Source organism: Streptomyces angustmyceticus (assembly GCF_019933235.1).
GTDB lineage: Bacteria > Actinomycetota > Actinomycetes > Streptomycetales > Streptomycetaceae > Streptomyces > Streptomyces angustmyceticus.
In genome coordinates, this window is sequence record NZ_CP082945.1 from 5242281 (window position 1) to 5259698 (window position 17418).

The following is a 17418-nucleotide window of genomic DNA, read 5'->3' on the forward strand; positions in this document are numbered from 1 at the left end:
TCTCACATCCGGAAGACGCCGTAGCCGGGCGCGGTGCGGTCCTTCTCGGGCAGCGGGGCGTTGGCGCAGGCGGTCAGCGCCAGGCCCAGCACCTGCCGGGTCTCCAGCGGGTCGATCACGCCGTCGTCCCACAGCCGCGCGCTCGCGTAGTAGGCGTTGCCCTGGGTCTCGTACTGCTCGCGGACCGGCGCCTTGAACGCGGCCTCCTCCTCGGCGCTCCACTCCTCGCCGCGCGCCTCCAGCTGGTCGCGCTTGACGGTGGCGAGGACGGAGGCGGCCTGTTCGCCGCCCATCACCGAGATCTTGGCGTTCGGCCACATCCACAGGAAGCGGGGCGAGTAGGCCCGGCCGCACATGGAGTAGTTGCCCGCCCCGTAGGAGCCGCCGATGACGACCGTCAGCTTGGGCACGCGGGTGCAGGCCACCGCCGTCACCATCTTCGCGCCGTGCTTGGCGATGCCGCCGGCCTCGTAGGAGCGCCCCACCATGAAGCCGGAGATGTTCTGCAGGAACAGCAGCGGGATGCCGCGCTGGTCGCACAGCTCGATGAAGTGGGCGCCCTTCTGGGCGGATTCGGAGAACAGGATGCCGTTGTTGGCGACGATGCCGACCGGGTGGCCGTGGATATGGGCGAAGCCGGTGACCAGCGTCGTGCCGTACTCCGCCTTGAACTCGGCGAAGCGGGAGCCGTCCACCAGCCGGGCGATCACCTCGCGGACGTCGTAGGGCGTCCGGGAGTCGGCGGGCACCACGCCGTAGAGCCCGGCCGGGTCGGCCTTGGGCTCCTCGACGGTCCGCACGGTCCACGGGAGCGGCTCGCGCTCGCCGAGGGTGCCGACGATGGTGCGCACCAGGCGCAGGGCGTGCGCGTCGTCCTCGGCGAGGTGGTCGGTGACGCCGGAGGTCTTGGCGTGCACCTCGCCGCCGCCCAGCTCCTCGGCGGTGACGACCTCGCCGGTGGCGGCCTTCACCAGCGGCGGGCCGCCCAGGAAGATCGTGCCCTGATCGCGGACGATCACGGCCTCGTCGCTCATCGCCGGGACGTACGCGCCGCCCGCCGTGCAGGAGCCGAGGACCGCGGCGATCTGCGGAATCCCCGCACCCGACATCCGCGCCTGGTTGTAGAAGATCCGCCCGAAGTGCTCCCGGTCGGGGAAGACCTCGTCCTGCATCGGCAGGAAGGCGCCGCCGGAGTCCACGAGATACAGGCAGGGCAGCCGGTTCTCCAGGGCGATCTCCTGCGCCCGCAGGTGCTTCTTGACCGTCATCGGGTAGTAGGTGCCGCCCTTGACCGTGGCGTCATTGGCGACGATCACCGTCTCGCGGCCGGAGACCCGGCCGATGCCGGCGATCACGCCCGCGGCCGGTGCGGCCCCGCCGTACATCCCGTCCGCGGCCAGCGGCGCCAGCTCCAGGAACGGCGAGCCCGGGTCCAGCAGGGCGTCCACCCGGTCGCGCGGCAGCAGCTTGCCGCGCGCGGTGTGCCGCGCCCTGGCCTTCTCGCCGCCGCCCAGCCGGGCCGCGGCGAGCTTCTCGCGCAGCTCGGCGGCCAGCTCGCGGTGCGCGGCCTCATTGGCCCGCCAGGAGTCGGACGCCGGATCGGCGGTACTCCCCAGCACCGGTGCCTGCTCCATCAGTACGAGCCCCCTTGCTCGGTCGACTGTCCCGGTGCCGCGGTCGGCGGCCGCCGGGCCATCCGGGTTAATGGGCGTTAACCACATATGGCTTCAGGTTAACGAGCACTAACCCGGCTGTCTACAATCGACGGCATGAGTAATGCGCAGGCCCCCGCCCCGACCAGCCGCCGCGAGCAGATCCTCAAGGAGGCCGCCCGGCTCTTCGCGGAGCGCGGTTTCCACGGCGTCGGCGTGGACGAGATAGGGGCGGCCGTGGGCATCTCGGGCCCGGGCCTCTACCGGCACTTCGCCGGCAAGGACGCGATGCTCGCCGAGCTGCTCGTCGGCATCAGCGAGCGGCTGCTGGAGGGCGGCCGGATGCGGGTCGCGGAGGGCGGCGAGAGCCCCGCGGCGGTGCTGGACGCGCTGATCGACGGCCATATCGACTTCGCGCTCGACGACCGGCCGCTGATCACCCTGCACGACCGGGAGCTGGACCGGCTGCGGGAGGCCGACCGCAAGCGGGTCCGCCAGCTCCAGCGGCAGTACGTCGAGCTGTGGGTGGAGGTGGTCCGCCGGGTCCACCCGGTCCCGTCCGAGTCCCGGGCCCGCGCCGCGGTGCACGCCGTCTTCGGCCTGCTCAACTCCACCCCGCACCTCGGCCGCCCCGGCGCCCTGCCGGGCCGTACGGAGATGGCGCAGCTGCTGCACCGGCTGGCGCTGGGGGCCTTCGGCGCGGTGGCCGGGGAGCCGTCGGGCGGCGAGCCGGCGGCGGGGGAGTCCGTCGCGGTGGGCGTGCCGGGGGCGTAGTGCGCGCCGGTCGGGGCGCGGCATGCGCGGGAGTGCGCACGGGGCGGGTGTGGCGTCGCCCACCGGGCACCGTTCTCCTCTGGACAGCTTTAGTGACTGGCGGGTAGCTTTCGCTTCGGAGAGAAGCTGAGCAAGCGCTTAGCCAGACGCGGCGGTCTAAGGAGGCCATGGCATGCGCCGTACGGTGTTCAACGAGGATCACGAGGCGTTCCGGGAGACCCTGCGGGCCTTCATCGAGGCCGAGGTCGTGCCGGTGTACGACGAGTGGTTCGCCGCCGGCCAGGCGCCGCGCGACTTCTACTACAAGCTCGCCGAGCTGGGCATATTCGGTATCCGCGTGGACGAGGAGTTCGGCGGCGCGGGCATCGACTCGTACAAGTTCGAGGCCGTGATGTACGAGGAGACCGCCCGCGCGGGCGTCACCTTCGGCGGCTCCGGCGTGCACGTGCTGCTCGGCCTGCCGTACATCAAGATGCTCGCCACCGACGAGCAGAAGAAGCGCTTCCTGCCGAAGTTCGTCTCCGGTGAGGAGATGTGGGCCCTCGCGATGACCGAGCCGGGCACCGGCTCCGACCTCGCGGGCATGAAGACCACCGCGAAGCTCTCCGAGGACGGCACGCACTACGTCCTCAACGGCGCCAAGACCTTCATCACCGGCGGTGTGCACGCCGACCGCGTGATCGTCTGCGCCCGTACCGCCGCGCCGAAGCAGGACGACCGCCGGTTCGGCATCTCCCTCTTCGCCGTCGACACCAAGGCCGAGGGCTACTCCGTCGGCCGCAAGCTGGACAAGCTCGGCCTGAAGACCTCCGACACCGCCGAGCTGGCCTTCGTCGACGTCAAGGTCCCCGTCGAGGACCTGCTGGGCGAGGAGAACAAGGGCTTCTCCTACCTGGGCCTGAACCTCGCCTCGGAGCGCTGGGGCATCGCCTTCGGCGCCTACGCGCAGGCCGCGGCGGCCGTCCGGTTCGCCAAGGAGTACGTGCAGGACCGCACGATCTTCGGCAAGACCGTCGCCTCCTTCCAGAACACCAAGTTCGAGCTGGCCGCCTGCCAGGCCGAGGTGGACGCCGCGCAGGCCGTCGCCGACCGCACCCTGGAGGCCCTGGACGCGGGCGAGCTGTCCCCGGCCGAGGCCGCGAGCGCCAAGCTGTTCTGCACCGAGGTCGCGCACCGCGTGATCGACCGGTGCCTCCAGCTGCACGGCGGCTACGGCTACATGAACGAGTACCCGATCGCCCGCCTGTACGCCGACAACCGCGTCAACCGCATCTACGGCGGCACCAGCGAGGTCATGAAGTCCATCATCGCCAAGTCCATGGGCCTCTAGGCCACAAGGGCACCGTGCACGTGAACGACGCACTGAGGTCCCTGCTCGATCTGCTCGCCCTGGAGCGGATCGAGCAGGACATCTTCCGCGGCGAGAGCCGCGCCTCGGTCGTGCCCCGGGTCTTCGGCGGCCAGGTCGCCGCCCAGGCCCTGGTCGCGGCCGGCCGCACGGTCCCCGAGGACCGGCCGCCGCACTCCCTGCACGCGTACTTCCTGCGCCCCGGCGACCCCGGCGCGCCCATCGTCTACACCGTCGACCGGATCCGCGACGGCCGGTCCTTCACCACCCGCCGGGTCGTCGCCGTCCAGCACGGCCAGCCGATCTTCCACCTCTCGGCCTCCTTCCAGACCCACGAGGAGGGCCTGGAGCACCAGGAGCCGATGCCGCCGGCACCGGACCCGCTGACCCTGCCCAGCCCCGCCGAGATCCTGCCGCGGCACGCCGGCCGGTACCTCACCCCGGCCGTCGCCGACCGGCTGCTGGAGGCCCGCGCCGCGATCGACCTGCGCTACGTCGACGAGCCGCCCTACGCCACCGTCGGCGAGGCGCGCGAGCCCCGCTCCCAGGTCTGGTTCCGCACCAACGGCGACCTGGACAAAACCCTCGCCGACGGCGCCGGCTGCGGCGACACCGTCACCCGCCCCCTGCTCGACATCTGCCTGGTCACCTACGTCTCCGACATGACCCTGCTGGACTCGATCCTGCTCGCGCACGGCCGCGGCGGCTGGGCGGTCGGCGACGTCGTCGGCGCCAGCCTGGACCACGCCATGTGGTTCCACCGCCCCCTGCGCGCCGACGACTGGCTCCTCTACGACCAGGAATCCCCCACCGCCCAGTCCGGCCGCGGCCTCGGCAAGGGCCGCATCTTCACGGCGGACGGGCGGTTGGCGGTGTCGGTGATCCAGGAGGGGGTTATCCGGGTGCCGCGGACACCGGCCGCCGGGTGAGGACATGACGGGGGAGGGCCGTCCCGGGCCGTTGCTCTGCGGCGGTCCTGGGGCGCCTGCCGAGGCATGGCGCCCCGCCACCCACCCCCGCCGGCAGAGGCGGTGCTCATCGGGAGCTGCTGTCGGGCTTGTGGAGTTCGTACAGCGGCCAGCCGTCACGGGTGCCCCGATGGACGAACCGGTTCTTCCGCAGGACCCGGGCGGAGGCGGTGTTCTCGGGGTGATGCCGAGCCCCGACGCTCGTGATCCCCGTGGTGGTGAACGCGTGGCGCAGCATGCCGGCGACTGCCTGGGTGGCGTACCCCCGGCCCCATGAGTCCTCGCGCAGGAGGTAACTGACGGTGGCGTGCCGCTCGGTGCGGCAGCGCAGCCGCACCATCCCGAGCAGCTCGTCGTCGGCCACGATGCCGAACGCCCATCGGCCGGGTCGCTCGGCGCGGGCACAGGCGAGAGAGTCCGCCACCAGGCCGACGGCCTCGCCGATGCTGAGTTCCCCGCGCTCGATGTACGCCAGGGACGCCCCGCGGTAGACCCGTTGGAGAGCGGGAGCGTCGGCCAGGGAGAGTTCCCGCAGCTCGATCACGTGATCACCCTTGTCAGGGCGTCGGCCAGTTCGGCGGCTGTCGGCCGGTCGTCCGCCCTGCCCAGGAGGACCGGCCGCAGGATGTCCTGGAACGCCGGCCAGGGGGCCGCGGTGTCGAGGGGGATGCGGCCCGCGGCGATACGGGCGCGGAGTTCCTCCGGGGTCAGCGGGACGGGGTCGATCCCCGCCGCGGCGTAGTCCAGTGGCCAGCGGCCGGTGACGCAGGTCCACAGGGAGCCGGCGAGGGCGTACACATCGGTGGCGGTACCGGGAGTGACCGGCCGGGTGCCGAGGTTGATGGACGCGGCCAGCTCCGGCGCCACGAGATGGGTGAGGCCCCCGCGGAATCCGTCGGCCGGTTCCGCGCCGTGGCACCAGGACCAGGAGCAGTCGATCAGCCGTACGCCGTGATCGGTGTGGATCCCGTGGGAGGGCTGGAGGTCGGAGTGGACCCACCCGGAGGCGTGGAGGTCCGCCACGGCCCGGCACAGGTCCACCGAGGCTGACAGGGCATCGGCCCGCCCGTCCTGGCCGGACCGTACGGGCGCGCACGCATGCCAGGTCGAAGGCCCCCTGAACCAGCGGGTCACCAACCAGGCCACGCCGTCGTCCTCGTCCTCGCCGGAGTCCACCAGGTAGTCGGGCCAGCCGATTGCCCCGAGGACCGCTGCCTCCCGCCGGGTGACCGCCGCCCCCTTGCCGCTGCCGGCCTTGATCGCCACTGCGCCATCCGGTCCGGCCGCCTTCCACACCGCCGCTCCACGCCGGTGGGAGATCTCCGTCAGCTCGACCGGAATGCCGCAGGCCGATTCGGCGGTGGCGACGGCGGCTGCGGGGAGAGGAGGGAACTCGCCCATGTCTTCACTGCCTTCCACTCGTACGGAAGCCCCTGGAACACCTCGCGTCCGTCGTCCACGGCTGTGGAGAGCGACCGGGCGAGGTCTGGGGTATCTGCCAGGAACCGGGGGTCTACGGGCCGGACGGCGCAGCGCACGGTGAGGAACGAGAAGGGCGGTGGGGGAATGCGACGTCCCTGCCGGTCGGTTCCTTCCTCACCCGTCCAGAACTTGCCGAACATCAGCCCCACCGGTCCGTAGAGGTGCTTCAGCGCCCAGTGCGGCCACGCCATCAGCTCACGATGGTCTGCGGCGGCGCCTCCCAGAAGCACGATGTTCTCGCACGCGAGCCGCCCGTGCCGCCGACTCGTCAACGGCCTTATCCACTCAGCGGCCCGTACGCCCGCGTGGAACAGCTCGGCCTCGGCGGATTCGGCGGCTCCGACGATCTCGTACACCGTCCACCCCGTCAGGCCATGTGCCGCCGACGGCATGAGAAAAGGGCAGTGGGACGCCACCGCGCGAATGTAGTCGTTGACGCGCACCGCCTGTGGTGCGCTGGTGCGGCTCTCGACGAGGCGGAGCGCCCCGGCACCGGGCCGGGGCGCGCCACCCATGCGCGTGGTGATCACCGGGTGGTGACCTTCTTCCGCTTCGGAGCGGTTTCGGGGTCTCCCGGTGCGGGCGAGCAGTTCCACTCGGCCCACACCTCGCCGGTCGCCCGGTAGCGGCCCATGGCCTCCCGGTCGACCGTGCCGTCTGCGTCCGTGAACCAGGTGTCGGGCAACGGCCCGAACATGTCCTCGTAGGTGGGGATCCAGGAAATCCGGCCCCTCCCGTAGTTGCCCTCGTGCCGGACGACCTGCCCGGCGTGCTGACTGCTGAACGCGGCGTATTCGGGAGTGCCGAGCAGCCGGTGCCATTCGGCGTCGACCGCTCCGGAGAACATCTCCAAAGCGGTCTGGCCTGCTTCGGCCTCCCGGGCGCTGACCTCGAAGAACTTTCCCAGCTCTAGCCGCTCCGGGGTCTGTGTGGAACTCATGAGGTGCTCCTCTCGGTGGGACGGTGGTGCGGTGTGGTGCAGCCCCTGTGCGGGCCGGGCCGCTCCCGTTGGGCGGGAGCGCTCGCCTGCGGCAGGGGAGTAGGGGGGGCGGTCGGCAAGTCGGCGCCGACGGGCGGACCTTGGAGATCCCCGGCCTCAGCGGAAGTCGCCGGCCGCGATCCGCTCGGCCCGGGTCCGCCGGACCGCCAACGTGGCCGGGTCGCGCACCGGCCACTCCTTGATCCCTGGATTCCGCAGGTAGGGGATGCCCTTGCGGATGTCGGTCACGATGGCCAGTCGCCCCGGGGCGTACTCGACCTCGTCGCCGACCTCCGGCAGTTTCCGGGGGCTCATGGCGCGGCCTCCGATCCCCTCGGGACACCGAGCAGGACGGTGCAGGGGCGGCATGTGTGCCGGCCGTCCGGACCGGCGACCTTCTCCCGCGCCAGGCTGTAGGTGAGGTGGCAGCACGGACATGCCTGGCCCGTGATCTCGTGGACCGTCCAGGTCCGGAGAGCGGGGACGGCGTCCCATCCCGTGGTCATGACGCTCCTTCGAGGCCGGGGCGGGCTGCCTGTTCGCCGGAGTCTCCGCCTAAGGGGCCGCGATGCCGTCGAGGGAACGCGTGGGCTTCGAGCGGCAGGCGTTTTGTCTCGGTCGATTCGGAAGGTGCCGATCGGAGGCGCCGGGCGGTACCGGCAGGGGCACGGCGGGCGGTCGATGCAGTCGGCATCCTGGTCAGTCCTCCAGTTCGTTGCTCATGCCCAGCTAACGCGGTGCAGGGGCAAGGCGATTAGGGAGATCGGACGGCCTCTTCTCCACACTCCCTAGGGCGATTTGGCCGTCCCTTTGGCTGACGACGCGGTGAGAGCGGGACTACCTTCCGTACATGGCCACCTTGCGGAATGCGACGCTCGAAGCGTGGATGAAGGAGCACGGTCACAGCTCTAATTCGCTTGCCGAAGCGGTGAATTCGGCAGTCGGTGATCTCACCGGGAGAGTCGGAGGACTGGACGGTTCGTCGGTCCGGGACTGGAAAGCGGGCCGGGTGCGGTGGCCGAAATCGGCGACGCGGGTCGCGTTGGAGAAAGTCACCGGGCTGCCCGCCACCGCCTTAGGGTTCGTACCGCGGGGCCGGGCCCTGTCGTCCGACGTCGCAGCATTGCAGGAGGACCCAGTGGAACGCCGTCGCTTCCTCGCCTCCGGGTCGGCCTTGGCCGCAGTTACGGCCGCTCCGGCAGCCGGCTCCGGCCGCCGGATCGGGACAAGCGATGTGGTCCGGCTCCAACGCCGATTCACCGAGATCATCGCGAGCGATCACCGCCACGGTGGCCGGCTCGGTATCGAGCAGAAGGCCGCGGCCCTCGCCGACGAAGCCCTGGCCCTGCAGAATTCCGGGAGTGCCAGTCAGCGAGTGCGTGCCCGCGTGTACGCATGCGCGGCGGCATTCCGGTCCTCGGCGATGTGGGCCTCCATCGACGGGCGGCGTTACGACGACGCGATGGTCCATATGCGGGAAGCGCAGGCGCTCGCCGAATTAGCGGCCGACCCGGCCATCAAATTCCGCATCTGGTCACATGCCGGGACGCTGTACCGGCACCTGGGGCGGCCGGGTGAAGCAATGGCGGCGAATGACGTTGCCCGAAGCCTCTGCATCACGCGCCGGGATCCTCTGTTCGCATCCCTCGGTCTTGCCAGGCAGGCAGCCATTCACGGCGTCGCCGGAAACCTCACTGCTGCCCGGCGTGGCTTCTCCCAGGCCCAGGACGCGATGGACCGTGCCGATCCGGGAGCCGACCGCCCCGTGTGGATGACCTCGTTCTACGACCAGGCGGAGTTGGATTCCCTCGCGCTCACCGGATATCTCGCACTCGGTGACCATGAGACGGCCGAAGCGCACGCCCACCGGTGCCTGGCGGCGCTCCGGCCCCACATGCAACGGTCGAAGGCCATCGCCACTACTCGGCTGGCGTGTGCTCAACTCGGCCAGGGGGATGTGGGGCCTGCCGTCGCCACCGCGATGGCGGTGCCCGCCGATGCTGCCGTACATCACCCGCGGGTCGCCCGAATGCTCCGCAACTTCCACATCAAGGTCCATGCGATGGCACCGAACAGCCCGACCACCCGCATGTGGAATGAGTACGCACACACCACCTGGAAGGAATCGGTATGACGCCCAGCATCGATCTGCGCACGTTCCACTCGCTCCCACCGGCCCGGCAACATCTCCTGGACGTGTACGCCGATGTCCGCGCAGACCTCTTGCACCTTCCGAACTATGCGGTCACCGCCTTCGCCGAGCGCCTCGACCGTCATTTCAAGGAGCCAGGGTGGGTGGCGGTCCTTGCCTATGAGCAGGACGAGCCCATCGGCTATGCGTACGCCAATACTGTTGATTCCGAGGACCGTTGGTGGAAGCGCGTCACACCCGCTCCACCGACCGAATACACCGACCGGCATGTCGTGGCCCTCAAGGAAATCGGCGTGCGCATTCCCTGGCGCGGTACCGGCATTGCCCGGAAAATCCACGACACCCTCCTGGCCGACCGCGGCGAGCCGTACGTCACGCTCATGGTCAACCCGCTCGCCGGAGACGGAAAGGTGCACCGCCTCTACGAATCCTGGGGATACGAAGACCTCGGCCGGAGCCAGCCCTCGCCCGCCTCTCCGGTCCTGACGGCGATGATCAGGGCCGTTCGCTGAGTCCTGGGCTGTCGGGGCTGGCATCGCCTCTCGCGGTGACGTTCCTCAGCGCAACCCCGCCGCATCCAGCAGATAAGCCGTCAGGGGGTCGTAGTGGCGGGGGCTCAGGACGTGGTCGTCGAGGGGGATGGTGACCTGGAGGGTGCCTTCGGACTCGGCGAGGAAGAGGGCCGGGTCGTTGCAGTCGGCGAAGCCCACGGCGTCGATGCCGCGCTGGCCGGCGCAGCCCGCCCAGCCGTGGTCGGCCATCACCAGGTCCGGCAGCGGGCGGCTCTCCCGCTCCAGGCCGTCGAGGACCGCGGCCATCGGCTCGGGGGAGTGGGTGTGCCACAGCGTCGCGCCGCGCTCCAGCATCGCCACGTCGCCGAACTGGAAGACCATGCCGTCGTCCGCGCGCAGCCCGTCCGGGATGACGACGATCTCGCAGCCCGCCGCGCGCAGCGCCTCGGCCGTCGCCCGGTGCACGTCGAGCAGCCCGCCCGGGTGGCCGGTCGCGAACAGCACCCGCTGCCCGTCGGCGGCCGCCTTGCGCAGTACCGCGGCCGCCCGGTCCAGCGCCCCCACCGTCAGCTCGGGGTCGATGGTGTCCTGCCCCTGCCGGTGGTGCGGGTCGTCGTTCACGCCGCAGCGCTCCGCCATCACGGCCAGCACGTCCTGCTCGTCCGTCCAGCGCTCGCCGAACTCCAGGCCGAACCAGTAGTGGCGCTCGCCGTTGGCGAGTCTGCGGTAGTGGGAGAGGTTGTTCTCGCGGGGAGTGGCGACCTCACCGGCGATCCGGGTCCGTACGAGGTGGTCGACGAGTTCGGCGCGGGAAGGGGCGGCGGCTGCGGAGGCTATCGGCATAGCGCCCATTGTGCCCGTACGCCTCTTGCGGGGCGGTGGAGTCCCGCAGCCCGGACACCGGGGTGCGGATGCCGGAGCGGGGGCACCGCGTTGCGGACGGTGGGGTGGGGAGGGAAAGCCCTGGTGTCGGGGGGCCGCTCCGGCCTCTCCCGCCTCCGGGCGGGGCGCTGGCCGAATTGTCGAACGGGGCGGGCGGCGTCTCCGGAAATGTCCATGTGCCGCGGGCGTCGTCCTCCCTACGCTCGCCTCATGACCACCGCAGCCAGCGCATCCAACGAGCCCGTGGGCCCCGTCGACTCCTCCCGCATCCCGCGGTACGCCGGGCCCGCGACCTTCGCCCGACTGCCCCGCCTCGACGAGGTCGGCGGCCGGGCCGACGTGGCCGTCGTCGGTGTCCCCTTCGACACCGGTGTCTCCTACCGCCCCGGCGCCCGCTTCGGCGGCAACGCCATCCGTGAGGCGTCCCGCCTCCTGCGCCCCTACAACCCGGCCCAGGACGCGTCCCCCTTCGCGCTGGCGCAGGTCGCCGACGCCGGTGACATCGCCGCCAACCCGTTCAACATCAACGAGGCCGTGGAGACGGTCGAGGCCGCGGCCGACGACCTGCTGGCCTCCGGCGCCCGCATGATGACCCTGGGCGGCGACCACACCATCGCCCTCCCGCTCCTCCGCTCGGTCGCCAAGAAGCACGGCCCGGTCGCGCTGCTGCACTTCGACGCCCACCTGGACACCTGGGACACCTACTTCGGCGCCGAGTACACCCACGGCACCCCGTTCCGCCGCGCCGTCGAGGAGGGCATCCTCGACACCTCCGCGCTGTCCCACGTCGGCACCCGCGGCCCGCTCTACGGCAAGAAGGACCTGGACGAGGACGAGAAGATGGGCTTCGGCATCGTCACGTCCGCGGACGTCATGCGCCGCGGTGTCGACGAGGTCGCCGACCAGCTGCGCCAGCGCATCGGCGACCGCCCGCTGTACATCTCCATCGACATCGACGTGCTGGACCCGGCGCACGCCCCCGGCACCGGCACCCCCGAGGCCGGCGGCCTCACCTCCCGTGAGCTGCTGGAGATCGTGCGCGGGCTGTCGTCCTGCAACCTGGTCTCGGCCGACGTCGTCGAGGTCGCCCCGGCGTACGACCACGCGGAGATCACCTGCGTGGCCGCCTCCCACACGGCGTACGAGCTGACGACGATCATGTCGCGGCAGATCGCGGCGGCCCGGCAGGGGGAGTAGGACGCGGTTGTCGTCCGCAGCCGGTCCCGCGGGGCCGGATGGAGTCGGGAACGCCCGGTTCGCCACGGAAGGTGGCGGGCCGGGCGTTCGTCTTGTGTCTCAGCTCGTCCTGTGCCTCAGCCCGGTGCCGCGCCGCGGTCCAGGGAGCGGAGGGCGAACCACAGCTCCATGCGGACGTCGGGGTCGTCCACGTCGGTGTCGAGGAGGCCGGCGATACGGGTGACGCGCTGGCGGACGGTGTTGCGGTGGATGCCGAGTGCGGTCGCGGTGCGGTCCCAACTGCCGTGCAGGGAAAGCCAGTGGTGGAGGGTGGTGAGGAGGGCGGGGGAGTCGGCCAGCGGGGCCAGCAGGGCCTGGGCGTGCTGGTGGGCGTCCGTGGGGGCGACGAGGGAGGTGATGCTGTGGGGGCCGGGGGCGCGGTGGCGTACCAGGGCGGCGTGGCCCGCGAGGGCGCGGCGCAGGGCGGAGGCGGCGTGGCGGTCGGCGGCCGGCAGCTCCGCGACCGGGGCGGGCTCGCTGACGCCCAGCGTCCAGCCGGGGTGCGCGGTGACCTCCTGGCCTGCCGGGACCAGGGCGCGCAGGGTGGGGGCGGGGCCGGCCCCTGTGGCTGGGCCGGGAGGCGGTTCGGCGTCGGAGGACTTCTTCGTGTCCGGCAGGGGTGTCTTGTCGGCGGCGCGCGTCCCGGCGGCCGTGCCGGGCCCGGGTCCGGTGTTCGGTGCGACGAGCGGGGTGCCCAGGGCGGCGGCCAGTGAGGCCGTCGACTGGGTGGTGTCGCGGCGGCGTTCGGCGTGGACGACGGTCCAGAGGGGGGTGCCGAGGAGCGGGGCGACCTCGGCCGGGCGGGCGCCGAGGAGGAGCCGGACCAGCGCCGCGGCGTGCCCGGCGGCGACCGGGCCCGGTTCGGCGGACGGGCCGGTGATCAGCGAGAGGAGCACGGCGGCGACGCCCGCGATGGTGTGCGCGGGCGGGTCGTGCGGGTCGGCGGCGACCACCAGGGCGCGTGCCCGGCTGCCGCGGGCGCGTCCCGTCAGGGCGTAGGCGGACAGGGAGGCGCCGGGCAGGGTGTCGGTCGCCGAGGACGGGCCGCCCGCGCCGACGACCCGCGCGAGGCGGCCTGCCGCGGCCCGGACGGCGGGGTCGGGGCGGGGGCCGGCGGAGCCGTGTTCCGCGCCGTCCGGGGCGAGCAGCGCGGTCCAGCCGTGCACATGGCGGGCCAGGGCGCGCAGCACGGCGGTGGCCGGGTCGGGGCGGGCGGCGGCCGCGGCCAGCGCCCGCTGGGCCTCGCTGAGGCGGGTCAGCTCGCGGTGCCGGGCCTCCGTGACCGCTTGCCACACGGCGCTCTCGACGGCGGTGAACGGGGTGCCCGCGGGGACCTCGACGAGCGGCAGGCCGTGCCGGTCGCAGGCCGCCACCAGGGCGCGGGGGACGGTGTCGTGCACCGGCGCGATGCCGAAGCCGAGGGCGGCGGCACCGGCGGCGACGGTGCGGGCGGCGTAGCCGTCGAGGTAGCCGTCGAGGGCGGCGGCGGCCTCCTGGCCCGCGCCCCTCCCCACTTCGGCGAGGTGCACCCCCGCCGTCAGCAGCATCTCGCCGCCCAGGAGGTACGGGACCGGGTCGGCCATCTCGGAGGTGTGCACCCAGTGGATCGCGACGCCCTCGCGGGGGCCGGCGAGCTGGCGCAGGCCCAGGTCCGTACGGGCGAGGAGGGTCGCGAGCGGCACCGGCGGGGTGGACGGCGGCGGCAGAGGGGGCGGCATGTGCGGACCATCCACATCGGGGAGTGGTGAATGGAGGAAACGTACACTTCAGCGTCGCCTTCGCGCCTCCTAGGGTCAACCCCCGAGGCGCGGCGCCCGGACGGGACCCCCGCTCGCCGGGCGCCCGCCGCCTCACCCCCGCACACCCACACCCCGCACCCCCCACATCCCCTCGCTTTTCCCCCCTCGGCGCAGTTGGAAGGGATGGCCCATGGCTGTCGACTATGCGGTGATCGTGCTCTATTTGGCCGGAATGCTCGCCATGGGCTGGTGGGGGATGCGGCGCGCGAAATCCAAGAGCGACTTCCTGGTCGCGGGCCGCCGCCTCGGCCCCGTCATGTACTCGGGCACCATGGCCGCGATCGTCCTCGGCGGCGCCTCCACCATCGGCGGCGTGGGGCTCGGCTACCAGTACGGCCTGTCCGGCGCCTGGATGGTCTTCACCATCGGCCTGGGGCTGCTGGCGCTGAGCGTCTTCTTCTCGGCGCGGATCGCCCGGCTGAAGGTCTACACGGTCTCCGAGATGCTGGACCTGCGCTACGGCGGCTCCGCCGGGCTCATCTCCGGCGTGGTGATGTGGGCGTACACGCTGATGCTGGCGGTGACCTCGACCATCGCCTACGCGACCATCTTCGATGTGCTCTTCGGCATGGACCGCACGCTGTCGATCGTCCTCGGCGGGGCGATCGTCGTCGCGTACTCCACGCTCGGCGGGATGTGGTCGATCACCCTCACCGACATGGTCCAGTTCGTCGTCAAGACGATCGGTGTGCTGCTGCTCCTGCTGCCCATCGCCGTCGTCAAGGCGGGCGGCTTCGCCGAGATGAAGGCGCGGCTGCCGCACGACTACTTCGCGCCGCTCGGCATCGGCGGGCAGACGGTCTTCACCTACGTCCTGATCTACTCCTTCGGCATGCTGATCGGGCAGGACATCTGGCAGCGGGTGTTCACCGCGCGCGGCGACAGGGTGGCGCGCCTCGGCGGCACCGCGGCCGGTACGTACTGCCTGGCCTACGCGCTGGCCGGCGCGGTCATCGGCACCGCCGCCAAGGTGCTCTACCCGCACCTGGGCAGCCCGGACGACGCCTTCGCGACGATCGTCAAGGACGCGCTGCCGGTGGGCGTGCGCGGGCTGGTGCTGGCGGCGGCGCTGTCCGCGGTGATGTCCACGTCCTCGGGCGCGCTGATCGCCTGTGCCACGGTCGCCAACAACGACATCTGGGCCCGGGTGAAGGGCGCCGTGGCGTCGCGGCGGCGCACGGCCGCGGGCGGGGCCGGCGACGGCGGTGCGGAGCCCGGCACGGAGCGGGCCGGGGACGGCGCCGGAGACGGTGAGGGGGCCGGGGCACACGACGAGGTGCGTGGCAATCGCGTCTTCATCCTCCTCATGGGCCTCGCGGTCATCGTCATCGCGATCGCGCTCAACAATGTCGTCGAGGCGCTCACCCTCGCCTACAACGTCCTGGTCGGCGGCCTGTTGGTGCCCATCCTCGGCGGGCTGCTGTGGAAGCGGGGCACCGCGGCCGGCGCGCTCGCCTCGGTCGCGGTCGGCGGACTGACCGTCGTCGCCCTGATGGTCTCGCTCGGCGTCCTCGCCAACGAGCCGATCTACTACGGGCTGATCACCTCGCTCGTGGCGTATGTGGTGGTCAGCCTGTGCACCAGGCCCACGGACCCGGCGGTGCTGGACGCCTGGCGGGCGCGGATCGCCGGCCGCGCGGACGGCGGCCGAGCCTCCGCGTCGTCCGCCGCCGCGGAAGCCGGGCCGGAGGCCGAGGCGGACGACGAGCCGGAGGGGGACACGGCCGGAGCGGTGGCGATGGAGCTGAAGCCCCCGTTCGCCGTCCGGCGGGCCTGACCCTCCCCAGGCCGACGGAGCCTGTCCCTCCCCGTTCGCCCGCCAACCCGTACCTCCTACGCACCCGCCCCGTCCGTCCGGCAAGGAAGGCAGTACGCATCCATGAGCACCACCACCCCCACGCCCCCGCAGCACCGGCGCAACGGCGGCGACCTGGTCGTCGAGTCGCTGGCCGCGCTCGGTGCCGGGACCGTCTTCGGGCTGCCGGGGCAGCATGCGCTCGGGGTGTTCGACGCGCTGCGCCGCTCGACGCTGCGCTACGTCGGGCTGCGGGTGGAGAACAACGCGGGCTTCGCCGCCGACGCGTACGCCAGGACCACGCACGGGGTCGCGCCGCTGCTGGTCTCCACCGGCCCCGGCGCCCTGATGACGCTGGCCGCGCTGCAGGAGGCGGCGGCCGGCTCGGCGGCCGTACTGGCCATCGGCAGTCAGGTCCCGCTCGCCGGGATGGGCGGCGGACGCCACGGCTACCTCCACGAACTCACCGACCAGAGCGCCTCGTTCCGGGACGTGGTCAAGTCCGTGCACACCGCGCGCACGGCCTCGCAGATCCCCTCGGCGGTGGCCGCCGCCTGGGAGTCGGCGCTGAGCTGCCCGCACGGGCCGGTGTGGCTGGAGATCCCGCAGGACGTGCTGCTGGCCGAGGCCGATGTGCCGCCGGTGTCCGAACTGGCGGTCCGGCCGAAGGAGCTGTCGCCGCGGCCCGAGCTGATCGCGGCGGCGGCGACCCGGCTGACCGAGGCCCGGCGGCCGGTCATCCTGGCGGGCGGCGGGGTCGTACGGGCCGGGGCCGAGGCGGAACTGCTGGCGCTGGCCGAGCGGTTGGGGGCGCCGGTGGCCACCACCTTCGGCGGCAAGGGCGCGTTCCCCTGGGAGCACCCGCTGTCCCTCCAGTCCTGGCTGGAGGACCGCTGCACCACGACCTTCCTGGAGGACGCCGACACCCTCCTGGTCGTCGGCTCCGGGCTGGGGGAACTCTCCTCGAACTACCACACGTTCCGGCCGCTGGGCCGGGTCGTCCAGATCGAGGCGGACCTCGGCAAGCTGGAGTCGAACCACGCCGCGCTGGGCATCCACGCGGACGCGCGGGCGGCGCTGGCCGCGTTGGTCAAGGAGGTGGAGGAGCGGGAGCCCCGGGACGCCGACCGGACCGGGGACGGCGGTGACCCCGGGGGTGCCGGCCCGACCGGGGACGGCGGCCGCACCGGGTACGCGGGCGCGCCCACGCCCGAGGCGGCGGTGTCCGACCTCCTGGCGCGGGTCCGCGACCGGATCGCCGGGCAGCACCTCGACCTGGAGCAGCGGGTGCTGGCCTCGGTGCGGGAGGCGCTGCCCGACGGCGCGGTCAGCTGCTGGGACATGACGATCCTCGCCTACTGGGCGTGGTCCGCGTTCGACCCGCGGCGCACCAACGCGCTGCATTCGGCGCAGGGCGCCGGCGGGCTGGGCTACGGCTTCCCGGCGGCGCTGGGCGCGGCCGTCGCCGACCCGGAGCGGCCGGTGCTCGCGGTGTCCGGCGACGGCGGCGCCATGTACTCGATCGCCGAACTGGCCACCGCCCGGCAGTACGACCTGCCGGTGACCTGGCTCATCGTGGACGACGGCGGCTACGGCATCCTGCGCGAGTACATGACCGACGCGTTCGGCGCGGCCACCGCCACCGAGCTGGCCCGGCCGGACTTCGTGGCGCTGGCCGAGTCGTTCGGCGTCCCCGCGGTCCGTACGGACCCGGAGCGGCTCCGTACGGACCTGGCGGCGGCGCTGGCGACGCCGGGGCCCTCGGTCGTCGTGCTCCCGGCCCGGCTGCGGATGTTCGCGCCCACGCACCTGGACTCCTGAGGCGCGGGCGGCCGAAGT

17 protein-coding genes are annotated in these 17418 nt (G+C 72.6%); 8 read left to right on the forward strand and 9 right to left on the reverse strand.

What is annotated here, in order from left to right:
• Positions 1-2: 2 nt before the first annotated feature.
• Positions 3-1634 (reverse strand): carboxyl transferase domain-containing protein, encoded by a 1632-nt coding sequence (locus tag K7396_RS23525; RefSeq protein WP_086716502.1) that lies wholly within the window; start codon positions 1632-1634, stop codon positions 3-5.
• 135 nt (positions 1635-1769) lie between these two features.
• Here K7396_RS23525 and K7396_RS23530 point away from each other — a divergent pair, with 135 nt between their 5' ends.
• The 3 genes from K7396_RS23530 (at position 1770) to K7396_RS23540 (ending at position 4703) form a co-directional block, all read left to right on the forward strand.
• Entirely contained in the window at positions 1770-2426 is a 657-nt protein-coding gene (locus tag K7396_RS23530; RefSeq protein ID WP_086716501.1) for an SACE_7040 family transcriptional regulator, read from the forward strand.
• 172 nt (positions 2427-2598) lie between these two features.
• On the forward strand, positions 2599-3756 hold the full coding sequence (locus tag K7396_RS23535) for an acyl-CoA dehydrogenase family protein (protein WP_086716500.1): 1158 nt from the start codon (positions 2599-2601) through the stop codon (positions 3754-3756).
• Between the two features lie 20 nt (positions 3757-3776).
• A complete protein-coding gene (locus tag K7396_RS23540) occupies positions 3777-4703 on the forward strand; it encodes an acyl-CoA thioesterase (RefSeq protein WP_086716499.1) in 927 nt (308 codons plus the stop codon).
• A gap of 106 nt (positions 4704-4809) precedes the next feature.
• Here K7396_RS23540 and K7396_RS23545 read toward each other — a convergent pair whose 3' ends face one another.
• From K7396_RS23545 to K7396_RS23570, 6 genes are all read right to left on the reverse strand, one after another.
• Positions 4810-5286, reverse strand: coding sequence for a GNAT family N-acetyltransferase (locus K7396_RS23545; RefSeq protein ID WP_158101097.1), 477 nt, complete (start codon positions 5284-5286; stop codon positions 4810-4812).
• Positions 5283-6143: a serine/threonine-protein kinase gene (locus K7396_RS23550; RefSeq protein WP_086716498.1), complete on the reverse strand. Its 861-nt coding sequence runs from the start codon at positions 6141-6143 to the stop codon at positions 5283-5285. The genes K7396_RS23545 and K7396_RS23550 overlap by 4 nt, the downstream gene beginning before the upstream one ends.
• Positions 6068-6754, reverse strand: coding sequence for a hypothetical protein (locus tag K7396_RS23555; protein ID WP_308686895.1), 687 nt, complete (start codon positions 6752-6754; stop codon positions 6068-6070). Before K7396_RS23555 ends, K7396_RS23550 begins: the two co-directional genes overlap by 76 nt.
• Entirely contained in the window at positions 6751-7164 is a 414-nt protein-coding gene (locus K7396_RS23560) for a hypothetical protein (protein ID WP_086716497.1), read from the reverse strand. The genes K7396_RS23555 and K7396_RS23560 overlap by 4 nt, the downstream gene beginning before the upstream one ends.
• Positions 7165-7320: 156 nt before the next feature.
• The gene (locus tag K7396_RS23565) at positions 7321-7518 is read right to left on the reverse strand and encodes a hypothetical protein (protein WP_086716496.1); all 198 of its coding nucleotides are present in this window, start codon (positions 7516-7518) and stop codon (positions 7321-7323) included.
• Positions 7515-7709, reverse strand: a complete 195-nt coding sequence (locus K7396_RS23570) for a hypothetical protein (protein WP_086716495.1) — start codon at positions 7707-7709, stop codon at positions 7515-7517. The genes K7396_RS23565 and K7396_RS23570 overlap by 4 nt, the downstream gene beginning before the upstream one ends.
• 344 nt (positions 7710-8053) lie before the next feature.
• Here K7396_RS23570 and K7396_RS23575 point away from each other — a divergent pair, with 344 nt between their 5' ends.
• On the forward strand, positions 8054-9337 hold the full coding sequence (locus K7396_RS23575; protein WP_086716494.1) for a Tat pathway signal sequence domain protein: 1284 nt from the start codon (positions 8054-8056) through the stop codon (positions 9335-9337).
• Positions 9334-9867 carry a GNAT family N-acetyltransferase gene (locus tag K7396_RS23580; protein ID WP_373866894.1) on the forward strand — a complete coding sequence of 178 codons (534 nt, stop codon included), beginning with the start codon at positions 9334-9336 and terminating at the stop codon, positions 9865-9867. The genes K7396_RS23575 and K7396_RS23580 overlap by 4 nt, the downstream gene beginning before the upstream one ends.
• 45 nt (positions 9868-9912) lie before the next feature.
• Here K7396_RS23580 and K7396_RS23585 read toward each other — a convergent pair whose 3' ends face one another.
• Positions 9913-10710, reverse strand: a complete 798-nt coding sequence (locus K7396_RS23585) for a phosphatase (protein ID WP_086716492.1) — start codon at positions 10708-10710, stop codon at positions 9913-9915.
• 249 nt (positions 10711-10959) lie between these two features.
• Between K7396_RS23585 and speB the strand changes: the two genes are divergently transcribed.
• Positions 10960-11946: an agmatinase gene (speB, locus tag K7396_RS23590; protein ID WP_152104446.1), complete on the forward strand. Its 987-nt coding sequence runs from the start codon at positions 10960-10962 to the stop codon at positions 11944-11946.
• A 116-nt stretch (positions 11947-12062) separates the two neighbouring features.
• Here speB and K7396_RS23595 read toward each other — a convergent pair whose 3' ends face one another.
• Positions 12063-13703, reverse strand: a complete 1641-nt coding sequence (locus K7396_RS23595; protein WP_152104445.1) for a helix-turn-helix domain-containing protein — start codon at positions 13701-13703, stop codon at positions 12063-12065.
• A 211-nt stretch (positions 13704-13914) separates the two neighbouring features.
• Here K7396_RS23595 and K7396_RS23600 point away from each other — a divergent pair, with 211 nt between their 5' ends.
• Positions 13915-15561 (forward strand): sodium:solute symporter, encoded by a 1647-nt coding sequence (locus K7396_RS23600; RefSeq protein ID WP_152104444.1) that lies wholly within the window; start codon positions 13915-13917, stop codon positions 15559-15561.
• A 102-nt stretch (positions 15562-15663) separates the two neighbouring features.
• Entirely contained in the window at positions 15664-17400 is a 1737-nt protein-coding gene (locus K7396_RS23605) for a thiamine pyrophosphate-binding protein (protein WP_086720091.1), read from the forward strand.
• The last annotated feature ends 18 nt before the right edge of the window (positions 17401-17418 follow it).